The organism is Lapidilactobacillus concavus DSM 17758, from assembly GCF_001435835.1.
Lineage (GTDB): Bacteria > Bacillota > Bacilli > Lactobacillales > Lactobacillaceae > Lapidilactobacillus > Lapidilactobacillus concavus.
This window is the reverse complement of sequence record NZ_AZFX01000094.1, coordinates 1-14150: the sequence shown is the minus strand read 5'-3', so window position 1 is coordinate 14150 and position 14150 is coordinate 1. Positions and strand designations below refer to the sequence as shown.

Here is a 14150-nt window from a genome sequence, read left to right as displayed (position 1 = left end):
TTAACAACATTTTCACAGCACGGCAACAACTTTCCACTCCGTTCCCTGACTCAGATCTGAAGGCGAAACTGTGGTTTGAAATTAAGAAGTAAAAACTAACAATTACCACTGAACCAGTTATTCAATGGCTTAGACTAAACTAGAAGTTGCGGAGGAAAATGGGCATGATTGCAGTGACAGTGGTGTTAGCGACAAGAGCGTGAAGCAAGGCGTTTTGCAGTTGAGCATTAACGATAATTTCTGAATGATTCGCTTGCGAATCGTTTAGAAATTGTTGTTAAGCGCAGACTGCTGCCTTGCTTCACGCGTTTCAAAAAGAGCTGCAGCCGGCCCCACATGCTAGCATGCCCATTGTCTGCAGCAACTTCGGTTCAACGCATACCGCAGCAACTTCGGCGAGGCAATTTCGGTCAAATAAATGCCAAATATCTATTTCTTTTTCATTTCGAAATCGCTAAACTAGGGAATAGACAATTATGCAGAATCAGTTGAGGCCTAGTCATGTTTAGAGTAAGTAGAAGGAACTTTTTAATTGGGACGACCCTCGCAATCATTGCGGCGATTATGTGGGGGTTCTCCGGTGTTACCGTCAGCATGTTATTCAAGCTTAATTCGGCAATGACACCGTTGTGGGTCAGCCAGGTGCGGATGATTGCCGCCGGCTTGATCATGCTAGGGCTGGCTGCGATTCGTCGTGAGCATCCTTTTAGGGTTTGGCGTGATGGTAAGTCGGCAATACAATTAGTCGGATATGCCGTTTTCGGACTGATTCCCGTCCAATACTGTTATTTCAAAACCGTCGAATATGGCAATGCGCCGATTGCAACGATCCTGCAATTTCTTGGTCCGTTTGTGATCACGCTGTATTTATTTTCTTTTAAACGGCAACTGCCAACACGTGCCGAAACAATTGGACTCTTATTAGCTTTCTTTGGCACGTTGTTGATTGTGACCCATGGCCATTTTAATCAGCTTGCCATCCCTCCGCTCGTCTTGTTCTGGGGGCTTTTATCGGCGGTAGGTGTCGCAACTCACTCAATGATGCCACAGAAACTCTTGCCCAAATTTGGCGTGCTCAGCGTCACCGGTTGGGGGATGTTGATTGGCGGGAATGTGCTCAATCTTTTTAATCCTTTCTGGACACGGCCAGTCACTCTGACGTTTCGTGATGTGCGTTTGTTGCTGGTGACGGTGCTAGTTGGGACGGTGCTCGCGTTTATTCTATTCTCAACTAGCCTAACCTTCATCTTGCCCACCACTGCCAGTTTACTAGATGCATTTGAGCCCTTATCGGCGACCCTCTTTGCAGTATTACTTGTTCACACGCATCTCGGCCAGATGGATCTGATCGGCGGTGCGGTGATTATTGTGGCCGTCATCGTGGTCACAATGAATTTCAAAGCCTTATTTCAGCGAATGCGAAAACAACATATCAATCAAATTGATCATTAATGAAAAACGCGGTTCAACAAAAAAATTGATTTTGTTGAACCGCGTTTTTCTATTTTTATAAAGCACGACGTTTCTTTACTTCTTCGTGATAGCTTAACCAGCTGCCGAGCAATGCAATGATGGCAAGGACGAGCAATAGCCAATACACCACGGTTGCACCTTGTGTGGTGGTGACTGCTAGCTTGCCAGGGCGAAGTTGATAGACACCGATAATAGCGGCAAGCACCCCAGTCCCAAATGAACCGGCATATCGTTGCGACATGTTGAAAGCGGCGTTGATATCAGCGCGCTGCTTAGGACTAACTTGCAAGCTGGCATCCGTGATCGTATTCCCAAAAACCAAATTGAAGCCCAAGCGCAACACAACGTAGGCGAGAACAATGATCAGTGCGGTCAAGCGTTGACTGAAGATCACATCGATCAACGCACCCAAGACGAAAATAACATGACCAATCACAATTGGAATTGGACTGCCTAATTTATCCATGGCTCGGCCAGCAAGTGGCGCAACAATTGCACCCAGAAGCGCCCCGGGCAACAACATCATCCCCGCCGCCGACGCACTTTTACCTAAGGCAAACTGAGCAACTTGGGGAATGACAAATGAAAGGCCAATATTCGTGAATTGCAAGAGAAAATAACCCAGAAGATGCCAGCTAACGATTGGGTACTTAAAAATAGAAAAGTCAATCAGATGACGCTGGCTGTGTCGATCGTATTGATAAAAAATAAGACCTAATACCAGTGCGAGGAGAAGTAATCCCCAGAAATGTCCGCTCATGAAACCAAACTTACCCGCTTGGCTAAATGCCAAATCCAATAATAATAAAACCGCCGAGAGAATAATGAACCCGATAAAATCAAATTGATCATCGGGTGAAACAGGCTGTAACGTTAAATTAAAGACCCCAATCAGAAAGACGATGATGATCAATGGCATTAATAACCAAAAAATCATTCGCCAAGACCAAAGTGAAGTTAACAGCCCGCCATATGTCGGCCCCAATGCAGGTGCCAATGCAATGATCATGGCTGCCAAACCAGTATAGGTGGCCAATTTTTGACGTGGGACACTACTCATAATGAGATGGAACATGAGTGGCGCCGATAAACCTGTCGACATACCTTGGATAATCCTGCCTAAAAGCATGATGCTGAAGCTATTCGAGACGCCTAAAATAACCGTCCCCACCGCAAAACAGCTGATGGCAAAAACAAATAGATTCTTGACTGGATATTTCTTCGTTAAGTGTGCTGAAGCGACCATCATCGTCACAACAAGTAAGTAACCCGTAGTCAGCCACTGGATCGTTGCGAGATTAACATGGAGCTGCTTCGTGAGTGTAACGTAGGTGACATTGAGCGATGTTTCCACCAAGATTCCCATAAAGCTTAGTAAACCGGCCGAGAGAATACTCAATAATGCCTTTCGTGGTAATTTTTGTTCGTCAAACTAAGACCCCCTATTAAAAATAGACAAAATAAAACCGTAAATCTCCTTACACGAAAGTTAAACTTTCTGGAATTTACGGTTGATTTGTTGAAACTATCTTAAGTAATTATAACACTTTTTCAGAAAAATGGTCTAAGCTACCTATCGAGCTTTAGATGCGTCATCCCTAGAGTGAGCTCAATTTTGATTAGCTGGGTTACCCCAAAGGTACTGATCAACGCGTGTTGCCACTGCTTTGTTTTCATGTAATCGACTATGTTGGGCAGCGGATCCGGTGTAGACAAGTTCTGTATAATCGGCCTGATGCCCACGAATTAAGACTTTCAACGAACGCGCAGACACCTCACTCACCAAGCCGTCCGAGTGTGAGCCATTCTTAAGATCACCCATGATATTCAAGATATGAACACCTTTAGGAAAATTCTGTCGCTTACTGTCTAACAACTGGTAGGCTGCACGTTGATAAGCCGGCAACCCATCTGGCATGAAATAGTTCTGATTAGCGACATCATCGATCGTAATAACGCCGTTATAGCAGCCCGCAATCGAGACAAACTTCGTAATTTTCGGAAAATTGGCTGGTAGATTCGGTGTCATCAACATATCGACTGCCGCAACATTGCCGGCCGAATGCGCCACAATCTGATAGGTCTTGAACGGATATTTAGCAGCCGTCTGCTGGATCACAGCTTTTAACCAAGCAGCTTGTGTGTCATAGGGCGCAGAATTATCACTAAAAACGATTTGAACCAATGGATTAATCGCGTGCTTCTCCCAACTGCCACTGTAGTGCAGACGGCCATCTTTAGCGACGGTCACGCGCAAAATACTGTTACTACCGGCTTGCTGCTGTGCCGTATAAATTAGGGAATTAGTTGAATTCGCACTGCCGTTATAGCCATGAACGTAAAACGTCGGTGTTGAAGTCTCTAAATAAGGCTGTTGAGCCGCGCTCGACTGCTTGGCATGAGGACTCGGTGATTGGGTGTTTGATACTTCTGAATTGAAAAAGCGACATGCAGACAAGGTCATTGTCAAGAGAACCAAGCTAAACCATCGATACCATTTCTTCATCATTGACGCTCCTTATTGACTTCACCAATTATAACTACCCGAAAAACGTTCGATTTCTTTTTCAGTATGCCCTAAATGACTCAAATTTCAAAATATTTGGTATCAACTGTCGGCCTCACGAATGTGGCTATAGTTGACAGTGAATCTGGGGATGGCGTATATTGAAATGCAGTGATTGCGCTAAATCTCAATCAAATGCGTCAATCAAATGACACGAATGACATGATGGATGGCAAAATTGATGAAACGATATCGAAGCTTCCGCAACTTTCTTGAAAAACATGACTGGTGGGCAGTTTTCATGTACCTTTTTTACGGCGGATGGACCACGGTCGTCAATATCGTGGTCTTCTACGTCAGCCACCAAGGCCTAGCACTGAATTGGCAACTCTCAAACACACTCGCGTGGATCCTCTCGGTTTTGTTTGCCTTCGTGACCAACAAGCTCTGGGTCTTCCATTCAAAAACAGAAGGATTCGGTCAGCTCAGCTGGGAGTTCGCCAAGTTTATCGTCGCGCGCCTCGTTTCCTACGGGATAGACATGGGCTCAATGTTCATCATGATCGACCTGATGCACACGAACACGCTAATTTCAAAAATAATCACGCAAATCATTGTCGTCATAGCAAATTATTTCTTTAGTAAAATATTTATATTTAAAAGAGTGTGAAAGCTCACGGGTTGAATTTGAGAATTAACATGATTAAGACCCGAATCCGCTTTTAGATTCGAGCCTTAATTGTGTTAACCGGAAAATTCAGTGAGCTGTAACACGTTTCAGAGTGTGAAGCAAGGCGGTTAGCTTCTGAGCATTAACAAGAATTTCTGAATGATTCGTGCAGCGAGTCGTTTAGAAATTGTGGTTAAGCGCAGGAAGCTGCCTTGTGCAACACGTTTAGAGTGTGAAAGCTCACGGGTTGAATTTAACGACTAACATGACAACATCAAACTATTCAAGGAGTCTTTCAATGATCAAACCAATTATGCGCGATCCTGCCTTTTTAGCTCAAAAATCCCAACCTGCCACCATCAATGATGCGGCTGTGATCACCGACTTGCTTGACACGCTTCGTGCCAATGCCGATCGGTGTGTTGGCATGGCGGCAAATATGATTGGCGTCCAGAAGAACATGATTGTTTGCCAGATGGGACCGCTGGCCGCTCCACTGGTCAATCCAGTCATCATTAAAAGATCAGGGCCCTATCAAACCGAAGAAGGCTGTCTCTCATTGACGGGGCAACGCTCAACAACCCGTTATCAGACAATTACCGTTAACTTCGAAAATCAAAATTTCCAACCACAGCAACAAACATTCTCCGGCTGGATTGCTCAAATCATTCAACATGAAATCGATCATTGCAATGGGATTCTGATTTAATCTCTTACTGATCAAATCATTGTTAACCAACAAGCCACTCAGTTCAAACTGAACTGAGTGGCTTGTTTGCCGTTAGGATTAATACTTCGTCCTGAAAAACGGTTATTATTAAAATAATTACATATTAATTGTGAATATTATTGCATTTTTTTACAAATGAACTATTATTTTTATAGACACTATTCTAATCCTGCTGCTTCATTTTGTTGATGTCGCTAACGGGAAATCTTTTCAAGTTAGTAGGTCAGACAAATGGACGAATTAATTACAGTTGATCACGTGGCAATGGACTACCGTGTGCGTGAGGAGGATCAGTCACGATCCAAGGTGAGCAATTTTCTGCATCCTGATTATCGGACGATCAAGGCGCTTAAGGCCATCAATTTTCAGGTGAATCGCGGTGATATTCTTGGTTATGTTGGCGAGAATGGTGCTGGTAAGTCAACGACGATCAAGATCTTATTGGGTATTTTGCGTCAGACTTCTGGAGAGGTTCGCGTCTTAGGCGATGATCCGGTTCACGATCGGAAGAAGATTGCGCGGCGAATTGGTGCCTTGATGGGGCAAAAATCGCAGCTTTGGTGGGAACTGCCGTTGCAAGATTCCTTTTATTTTCTTCAAAAGATGTATCAACATACTGCACACGAAGATCAAGTCTGGCTCTCGGAATTGATCGAGCGTCTGCAGGTTGAATCTTACTTGAAACAACCTGTACGCGAATTGTCTTTAGGTCAACGCATGCGTGGCGAATTCATTGCAACGCTCATTCATCAACCCGAGATTGTTTTCCTTGATGAGCCAACTTTGGGGCTCGATGTGGCGACGCGAACAGCCGTCCTCAACTTATTGTTGCAGATCAATCGCGAACGTCATACCACAATTATGTACACCTCCCACGAAATGGCCGATGTTGAAAAAATTGCCAACCGCTTATTATTACTCGGAAAAGGCAGTGTTCAGTATGACGGCGATTTGGATCAATTCAAAGACCAATATGCTGCCTATCAACGCGTCGCCATTCAAGGCATCACCGAATTGACCATGATTCCCGGCGTCACCCTCTATCAACGCAACAATAGTAGCTTGGAATGTTTATTAGATACACGCCTCATTTCTGTGGCCGATTTTATTCAAAAAGTGCCCAATCTCACGCGAGGTGCAGTTAAGGGAATCACTGTCTTGCCCAATGACCTCGAGATGATTTTACTGTTGCGTTCCAAACAGAAGGGAGTCGACTAAGATGTTCCGTTCATACATTGTTTGTCAATTCAAACGACAGAGTTATTACTACTTTGATACCGTGATGACGGTCGTTGGTGCGCTTTTGGCCGCGATGATCCAATACTTCGTTTGGGATTCTGCTAGGAAAACCGGAAACGTCAGTCTTGCCAGCAGTGAGATGATTTCGAGTTATGCCATTCTGGCGACTTCTTATACCCTGTTAATGCCTGCATCCGAAGTCTCACAGACGATTGAATATCAAATCAAGAAAGGCACGATCATCTACGACTTCGTGCGGCCACTTGATTATTGGAAGAGCGTCTTCTTAGCACAATTAGGCAAGTCTGCCTATCTGCTCGTCTTCACGATTTTTCCATTGACCTTATTCTACTTGCTGGTCTTTCGAATCAATTTTGCGGTGGGCGGTGTTGGCCACTTTGCTTGGGCATTGTTCACCTTACTGCTCGGCTATGGGCTATCATTTATCATGGGCTTTTTCGTCGGGATTCTTTCCTTTGTGACCTTCCGAAACGGTGGTATTCTTTCGCTCTATACCGGCCTAGTGATGATTTTTGGTGGTGGTGTGCTGCCAATCACGATCTATCCCAATTGGTTGGCATCTATCTCGAAGTTCACCCCTTTTTATGCGATGCAAGGTGTTCCTTTATCTGCCCTCACGATTGATGGCACTCATTGGGGCGAACTAGGGTTGCAGGTCCTTTGGCTAGCTGTCCTGATTGCAATCACCAGTCTCGTGTATCGCAGAATGCGCCATCAAGTTGAGATTGCAGGAGGTTAGCCATGAATCAAATTAGACGTTACGTTAAACTGTATGGGTCGTTTTTCAAGATGGATATTAAACGAATCGGTCTGTACCGTGCAAACTTATTGACCAGTAGTTTCGGCTACCTGTTGGATTCACTCGCAACCTTCTTTTCCGTGTGGCTAATTCTGAATCAAGTCGGTTCGATTTATGAATGGGGCATGCCCGAAATGTTCGCGCTATTTACGTATACCCTCTTTCTCCTATCCATTTGGGAGTTCTTCTTCGTGAACACCTTGGAAATTCCGTTTCTCATTTTCGATGGCGAGTTAGACATTTTTCTCACGCGACCTGTCGGTGATCTTTTCCAATTCGTGATTTTCGAACTGGATGAGGAATCGATCTTCGAGATCATTGTCTCTTTCTTGATGTTCATTGGCGCACTGTGGTCTTGCCATCTCACCTTTGACCTCATCAAAATCGGTATCTTCTTATTGTGTACGATCTCGGCGTTGATGGGTCTGGAGGCGATCTACTTAGCAATTTCATCGACGGCATTCTGGTTCACCTCAACACAAGGATTGAAATCAATCGTTTATCAGATTCTCCAGTTGAATCGCTATCCACTCGAGATCTACCCTAATTTTGTTAAAATCATCATGACTGTGATTCCCTTTGGACTTTACGGCTACTACCCACTCTCACTCTTGTTATTCGGTCAAGTCTCGAGTTGGATGACGCTTTACATCATCTTCAGCGGTCCAATCTTTCTACTACTCGCCTACTTCGGCGTTTGGAAAATTGGCCTGAAACATTACACTAGCGCAGCTGGATAGCTTCAGTCCACTAACAATCATCAAGCGATGCACACTTCCAACTGAAGTGTGCATTTTTTAGCGAGCAAGTCCCTGATGAAGCACTCAAAAGGCGCTAAGGCGTCATTTCCACACCAATCATATCGATAAAGTTTGAACTTAGTCTAAAAATAACAACGGTTCCCGTGTATCATGAAGGCACTGAGATGAGAGTCGCTGTGTAAATTGATCCAAAAAGATAGGAAATTCTGATGACAAAAAAACCACTAAAATTATTTTTGAACGGCCTATTGTTCGTGACTTGTTTAGCAGTCATGGGGCTCATTGGCGTCTACATTTTAAACCGCTTCTCTGGCCTAACGGGTGATGACTTCCTGTATCACTTCATCTACACCGGAGAATGGCCCGCAAAAGGTGGCCCGCAAGTCTACCACAATCTATGGGATTGAGTCGTTGCCATTTACAACCATATGAAGTTGTGGAATGCGCGACTGACTTCAATCATTTTTGAAATTGCCGCCATGCAGGTCCCCAAGACCGTGTTCAACCTCATCAATACGATGGCTTACTTACTTGTTGGTTTAGAAATCAACCTGCTCGCCACTGGCAAACACGCATTGAGACAACCATTACAACTGCTGCTGACTTATTTATTAATGTGGTTCTTCTTGTCAGGCTTCGACAGCACCGTCTTGTGGGTCAGTGGCGCCGCTAACTATCTCTGGCCAACAGTGATCATCCTGGCTTTCTTCATGCCCTATCGTTTCAATTATCACGTCTAGCGGCATCCGAAATTGATGACTTGGGCGATGCTCATATTGGGGATTTTAGCGGGGATGTCCAACGAGGTTGGCAGTTCGACGGCGATTTTAGTCGTGGCTTACTTCACTTTCTTTGCCCGTCCGGAAGGAGCCTTCAATGACTTCTGGTGGAAAATTGTTGGCGTGGTTGCTAATCTAATTGGCTTCCTCACGATGCTGGCCCTATCCTCGAATTCGTCAGAGAGTCAAACTTACGGGGTCAAAGATGGTCTCGTTTATCATCTCAAGAACATTTTCGGTATGACCTTGACCAATTCCGGCGTCCTGCTCTTGTTGATTCTGATCGTCAGTTTGATTGTCCTGTTCAACCAACCTGATTTCTTCAGAGGTGTCTTCGAAAAACGACCACTCACACCAACTGAGATGGCAACACTTAGTGGTTTCATTTTTCTAATCAGTGCGCTCGCTGGAATTGCTGCAACCGTCATTTCACCGGTGCTCTTCCCCAGACTCTGGTTCGCCGTCAACATCTTGTTGATTGTCTCCTTACTCAATCTGCTAGCGGCCTATCAAGGCGTCCACAAGGATAGCTTTTTTAACTACACCATTCTAACTTTACTGACGACGGCGCTTCTCTTCTTGGCCATTCCTAGCTACCAACTTCACCTGAAGGACATCAAGCCATTTTATAACGTTTTTTACACCCATCAAAAGCTTGCCACCACTGCCCATCAACGCGGACAAAAAATCGTTCGGGTCCCCGGAATTCCAGTGACCGACGATCTCTATAATCCTTACAAGGAAACCCCTTATGTGATGCCGGGTAATCTAAAAAAACAGTGGTCAAATACCTGGATGGCACACTTTTGGGGTGTTGAAGAAATACGCCTCGATAATGAGGTGCCTGTTCAAGTTAGTCCACAAAAGAACCTCGCACCGATTGGTTCGATCCAAAACTGGTCTCAAACTCGATTCGGTCAGATTCATTTCTTGAAGAAATTGCCCCTGCCCAACGTAACGGCGCAACCCAACTTCGTCCAATCGATCAAGAATGATCCAGCTCGCAAGCCGGTTGATGAGCCACAACTCGATAATCGTGACTTGCCTGCGGATAAACCTTAGTTGCGACACGCCTTAATTCGGTATCCAGATGTCACAACCAATCAAATCGTTGGGACCGAAAAACTCACCTCACCTTACGATGAAGACTATGATATCTCGCACGCCTCACTCGCAGGCTACCAAACTTTAACGAACAATCCGCAGACCTACCACTTCAACCAATCTTATCAACAATATTTGACCATCAAAGTCAAGCCACCACGCCTCCACCTCAATGTGTATTATGATCGGGTTGGTTACGATCGTCACCGGCTCAAAAAACGCGAATCGCGACCATCAAGTTAACGGGGAATGCCGGTCAACTAGCCATGCTCAGCTCGCCGAGCGGTTATACATTAAACGATGGACGCACGACGAAACAACTAAAAATCAGCCAAGCAAATTCCGAACGTGGGATTGCACTCACGAGGTTACCCCTCAATCAACGGCTCAAAAACTATCGGAATTATTACTGGTTAGCCACTGCCTTGGTGATTTGGTTCTTCTTAGACATCCTCTTCGCTGTGATTGAACAAAAAGTTGAGAGCCACCAGCACCGAAAACAACGCGAGCAAGACAACTATCCATCAATGCAACCCTAGCCTGACCACAATTAAAAATAACGCCGATCTGTCAAATTAGATCGGGCGTTATTTTTGTGCTTTGACGCCTTGGTGACGACGTACTTAAAGCCAGTGTATTTGTGAAATTAATACCGATTAGAAGCAGAATTGTTTATCGTAATTACATCAGAAAAATAGGCAATTTTTAATGAATCCGTTTTTTCAAAATGTGACAATGAGAGTGTTTACTGTTAGTTTACAAACAATCCTTTCATCCCATCAATCAGAGCCCAAACGCAAAGCTAGCAAGGAGGTTTACAAGTGTTAAGGGAGCTCGAACTTCTATTATTGATCCTAACACTCATTGTTTTCACCGCCTTCTTGGTGATCATCGTACTTTACTACTATTACTCACGCAAACGCTCGAATAATTACCTCAGCAAGAAGGAATTTGAACTCCGTTATTTCATTCAAAAACAAGTCGATCGTGAGGGGCAATTAACCGGTTATGAGTGTCTACTGCGACAACGACAACCAGATGGCTCATGGGCATTGCCTCAACAGCTTGAGACCCTTCCATTGCAGCGTGTGATTTACTTATTGGAGTCGATATTCAAGTTGCTCCCCACAGAACCTATCCAACTCTCGATCAATCTAGAATATGATCAAATCATCAGTCCAGAATTCGATTATTTCGTGCGTTGGGCAATCAGCAAGATTGAACCGATGCAGCTCGCCATCGAGTTAAGTATTCATCCGGATACGCGTTACCCTAACCGTAACTTATTTCTACGGCACATTCGCCAAACAAAAACTTACGGCATGCGCTTCGAAGTCGCCAATGTGGGCAACGCCAAGGACAATTTGAACAGCATTGAGTGGATGGTGCCGATGATTGACGCCTTGAAATGTGCCATGCGTGACTTTCGTAAAACCGATCCAGCAATGTGGTTTGATCTCAACTTACAATTCTGGCGACGATTCACGCAGGAACAAAACATTAATCTCGTCCTGACTGGTATCGAAAGCGATGATGATGCTGAGCTTGCTGAGCATTTAAATATCGACTTGCGTCAAGGTTACTTGTTCGGGCATCCCGTTGACCCAATTCATTCCGCCCAAGAAAAGGCAGCAACACGACGAACCGCAACGCCTAAACACGCAGTGGACTGATGGATCTGACAATTCAGCAGACAGATAGTGGATTGACGGGTTTGAAGACAGATGTGCCAGAAGACCAACAGATCATTTTTAAGTCTCAAAAGTTCCCAATCACCTGTTGACCACTAAATCAATTGTTTATCCTGATTATAAAACTGCTGATAAGCAAGATAGCACGCGATAACTGAGCCAATACTAGTCGCCGAAAGCAACATAAACGTAACCAGGATCTGATATTTAATCGCACGCACCGGATCCACACCCGCGAAAATCAGACCAGACATCATCCCTGGTAAACTAACGATACCAACCGTTTTCGCCGAATCGATAGTGGGTGCCATACCCGTACGGATACTCTCGCGCACGATATCAATAGATGCGAGGCGAACATCTGCGCCTAACGCCAAACGCTCAATCACCTGCTGGCGACGATCACGAAAACTGCTATTCATGTTGCGATAACACAAGCCAATAGCGACCATTGAGTTGCTCGCAATCATGCCTGAAATCGGGATCATTTGCGAAGGAATGAAGCGAATCGAGCCTGAGAACACCAAGACCGCCAGTGTCAGTCCCGTGCTACTTAAGATAGCCAGCAACGAGATGGGCAACGCGTGGGGAATGCCCGCTGCACGTTTATTAGCATTGTACGCCGCATTAAAAACAATAATGAGCATCATCGCCAAAGTTAGCCATTCATTGTTGACGCGAAATACATATTTTAATAAGTAACCCACTAAAACCAATTGAATAATTGCGCGGATCACGCCAATGATGATATCTTTATCGACGCCCAGTTTTTCGCGATAACCGATGTACAAAGAGATTAAAACCAACATTGCTGCAAAAATTAACGTCGTATTGTTCACTGCTAAGTTCATTCTGACACCTCCATTTTGCCACCGACGATTTTAATTAAGCGATTCGCCCCACTAATCTCTTCGTTGTCATGAGTTACAGCCAAAACAGCAACGCCATTCTCATGATTCATACGCTGGATCTCGCGGTGTAAAATCTGCTTGTTGTCCTCATCCAAGCCGGTACTAATCTCATCGAGTAGCAGCACTTGAGGTGGAAATAAGAGGTTGCGCAAAATTGCGACCCGCTGCCGCTCACCACCAGACAAATCATTGACGGGTTTATCAAGATAATCAGCCGGCAAATTGACACTCGCTAACGCAGCTATCGCGCGCTCTGGCGCAAATGTTTCTTGGCGAATCTCGAAAGGAAAACGAAGATTATCGGCAACTGTGGTCCCAAACAATTGCGGCTGTTGAACAGCGTAAGAAACCTCGCGCCGATACAAAATTGGATCATAATCCTGCCAAGCTTTACCAGCTAATGAAATCGTGCCATTCGTCGGCGTCAACAAACCCGCGATTAATCGCAATAAAGTACTTTTACCGCTCCCAGAAGGTCCGGTAATGGTAATCATGTCCTGTGCTTCGACCTTAAAATTAATGTCGTGCAAAATCGTCTGATTGCCAACTTGGTAACCAATATCCGTTAATGTCAATAAAGTCATCCATGCCACTTCCCCGCGTTTGATACTACATTATAGCACAAAATGTAATCGTTATCACTTTAGAATGATTATTATCTGTTGTGGTTGTGAGTTTGAACCGAAGTTGCTACGGAAAACGGTCGTTCTTGCTGTGGTATGCGTTGAACCGAAGTTGCTACAGACAATGGGCATGCTAGCCTGTGGGGCCGGCTGCAGCTCTTTAGAAGCAAGCTTCTAAAGGAGCTTTCGCCTAAAACTTGTAGCTTTTGTTGCACAAAATCTAAAGTTTTACCCGTGCTGTAAGCTCGAAACGCGTTCCGCAAGGCAGCAGTTTGCGCTTAACAACAATTTCTAAACGATCCGCAAGCGAATCATTCAGAAATTATCGTTAATGCTCAATTGCAAACCGCCTTGCTCCACGCTCTTGTCGCTAACACCACTGTCACTGCAATCATGCCTATTGTCCTCCGCAGCTTCTGATTTAGTCGGTAACTTGAGATAACTGGGTAAGATTTGGTAGCGTCAAGAATCTTGTGTAAATGAAATGCCTTCGTACATATAATATGTATCTAACTTAAATAAATGATGCTTCCAAGGTGTCCTGGAGTCCTTTGAACCCTCGGTGGATCCGCTTCAGAGACTTCTCGTTATAAACATTAAACTGAGAAACCAGGAAGCGATCCAGTGAATCTTCCGTTGGAAATTGTTCTTTGTGGTGGGTGGTGCGCTTGAGATGCTTATTAAAGTTCTCAATCAGGTTAGTGGAGTATAGTGATTGCCGGATAGCTGGTGGAAAGTCCATGAAAGTGAGTAAATTCGGCATTTTAAGCAGATCTTTGATTAATTTGGATAGGTCTGATGCCAGTTGTTGGCGAACTCATTCAGTTTCAGTTCGGCTGCTTC

The 14150-nt window shown here is 44.7% G+C and carries 13 protein-coding genes and 2 pseudogenes; 10 read left to right on the top strand and 5 right to left on the bottom strand.

Features of this window, described 5'->3' with window-relative positions; translation table 11 throughout:
- Positions 1-501 precede the first annotated feature (501 nt).
- On the top strand, positions 502-1452 hold the full coding sequence (locus FC15_RS08210; RefSeq protein WP_057825666.1) for a DMT family transporter: 951 nt from the start codon (positions 502-504) through the stop codon (positions 1450-1452).
- 55 nt (positions 1453-1507) lie between these two features.
- Here FC15_RS08210 and FC15_RS08205 read toward each other — a convergent pair whose 3' ends face one another.
- Together FC15_RS08205 and FC15_RS08200 are read right to left on the bottom strand one after the other, a co-directional pair.
- Positions 1508-2839 carry an MFS transporter gene (locus FC15_RS08205; RefSeq protein ID WP_057825664.1) on the bottom strand — a complete coding sequence of 444 codons (1332 nt, stop codon included), beginning with the start codon at positions 2837-2839 and terminating at the stop codon, positions 1508-1510.
- 243 nt (positions 2840-3082) lie between these two features.
- The gene (locus FC15_RS08200) at positions 3083-3979 is read right to left on the bottom strand and encodes an alpha/beta hydrolase (protein ID WP_057825662.1); all 897 of its coding nucleotides are present in this window, start codon (positions 3977-3979) and stop codon (positions 3083-3085) included.
- A 241-nt stretch (positions 3980-4220) separates the two neighbouring features.
- Between FC15_RS08200 and FC15_RS08195 the strand changes: the two genes are divergently transcribed.
- From FC15_RS08195 to FC15_RS08145, 9 genes and pseudogenes are all read left to right on the top strand, one after another.
- Positions 4221-4649 (top strand): GtrA family protein, encoded by a 429-nt coding sequence (locus tag FC15_RS08195; protein ID WP_057825660.1) that lies wholly within the window; start codon positions 4221-4223, stop codon positions 4647-4649.
- A gap of 298 nt (positions 4650-4947) precedes the next feature.
- Entirely contained in the window at positions 4948-5358 is a 411-nt protein-coding gene (locus FC15_RS08190; RefSeq protein ID WP_057825658.1) for a peptide deformylase, read from the top strand.
- Between the two features lie 252 nt (positions 5359-5610).
- Positions 5611-6597 (top strand): ABC transporter ATP-binding protein, encoded by a 987-nt coding sequence (locus FC15_RS08185; RefSeq protein WP_057825656.1) that lies wholly within the window; start codon positions 5611-5613, stop codon positions 6595-6597.
- Position 6598: 1 nt separating this feature from the next.
- Positions 6599-7378: a hypothetical protein gene (locus FC15_RS08180; protein WP_057825654.1), complete on the top strand. Its 780-nt coding sequence runs from the start codon at positions 6599-6601 to the stop codon at positions 7376-7378.
- Between the two features lie 2 nt (positions 7379-7380).
- The gene (locus FC15_RS08175) at positions 7381-8178 is read left to right on the top strand and encodes an ABC transporter permease (protein WP_235803372.1); all 798 of its coding nucleotides are present in this window, start codon (positions 7381-7383) and stop codon (positions 8176-8178) included.
- A gap of 230 nt (positions 8179-8408) precedes the next feature.
- Positions 8409-10040, top strand: a pseudogene (locus FC15_RS08160) (DUF3329 domain-containing protein).
- Entirely contained in the window at positions 10041-10325 is a 285-nt protein-coding gene (locus FC15_RS08155) for a hypothetical protein (RefSeq protein ID WP_057825646.1), read from the top strand. It abuts the pseudogene before it with no gap.
- A gap of 23 nt (positions 10326-10348) precedes the next feature.
- Positions 10349-10621, top strand: a complete 273-nt coding sequence (locus tag FC15_RS08150; protein ID WP_057825644.1) for a hypothetical protein — start codon at positions 10349-10351, stop codon at positions 10619-10621.
- A 282-nt stretch (positions 10622-10903) separates the two neighbouring features.
- Positions 10904-11755 (top strand): EAL domain-containing protein, encoded by an 852-nt coding sequence (locus FC15_RS08145; protein WP_057825642.1) that lies wholly within the window; start codon positions 10904-10906, stop codon positions 11753-11755.
- 113 nt (positions 11756-11868) lie between these two features.
- On the opposite strand, the gene FC15_RS08140 is transcribed toward FC15_RS08145, so the two are convergent.
- The 3 genes and pseudogenes from FC15_RS08140 to FC15_RS09070 form a co-directional block, all read right to left on the bottom strand.
- Positions 11869-12624, bottom strand: a complete 756-nt coding sequence (locus FC15_RS08140; protein ID WP_057825640.1) for an ABC transporter permease — start codon at positions 12622-12624, stop codon at positions 11869-11871.
- On the bottom strand, positions 12621-13268 hold the full coding sequence (locus FC15_RS08135) for an ABC transporter ATP-binding protein (RefSeq protein ID WP_057825638.1): 648 nt from the start codon (positions 13266-13268) through the stop codon (positions 12621-12623). Before FC15_RS08135 ends, FC15_RS08140 begins: the two co-directional genes overlap by 4 nt.
- Before the next feature lie 553 nt (positions 13269-13821).
- Positions 13822-14150: pseudogene (locus FC15_RS09070) on the bottom strand (transposase); the annotation flags it as partial.

Bases quoted from the DNA above. Each gene is read 5' to 3' on its own strand.
- FC15_RS08175 (WP_235803372.1), top strand. From the start codon at position 7,381: ATGAATCAAATTAGACGTTACGTTAAACTGTATGGGTCGTTTTTCAAG.
- FC15_RS08135 (WP_057825638.1), bottom strand. From the start codon at position 13,268: ATGACTTTATTGACATTAACGGATATTGGTTACCAAGTTGGCAATCAG.
- FC15_RS08150 (WP_057825644.1), top strand. From the start codon at position 10,349: ATGCTCAGCTCGCCGAGCGGTTATACATTAAACGATGGACGCACGACG.
- FC15_RS08140 (WP_057825640.1), bottom strand. From the start codon at position 12,624: ATGAACTTAGCAGTGAACAATACGACGTTAATTTTTGCAGCAATGTTG.
- FC15_RS08205 (WP_057825664.1), bottom strand. From the start codon at position 2,839: ATGGGAATCTTGGTGGAAACATCGCTCAATGTCACCTACGTTACACTC.
- FC15_RS08185 (WP_057825656.1), top strand. From the start codon at position 5,611: ATGGACGAATTAATTACAGTTGATCACGTGGCAATGGACTACCGTGTG.
- FC15_RS08195 (WP_057825660.1), top strand. From the start codon at position 4,221: ATGAAACGATATCGAAGCTTCCGCAACTTTCTTGAAAAACATGACTGG.
- FC15_RS08210 (WP_057825666.1), top strand. From the start codon at position 502: ATGTTTAGAGTAAGTAGAAGGAACTTTTTAATTGGGACGACCCTCGCA.
- FC15_RS08200 (WP_057825662.1), bottom strand. From the start codon at position 3,979: ATGAAGAAATGGTATCGATGGTTTAGCTTGGTTCTCTTGACAATGACC.
- FC15_RS08180 (WP_057825654.1), top strand. From the start codon at position 6,599: ATGTTCCGTTCATACATTGTTTGTCAATTCAAACGACAGAGTTATTAC.
- FC15_RS08190 (WP_057825658.1), top strand. From the start codon at position 4,948: ATGATCAAACCAATTATGCGCGATCCTGCCTTTTTAGCTCAAAAATCC.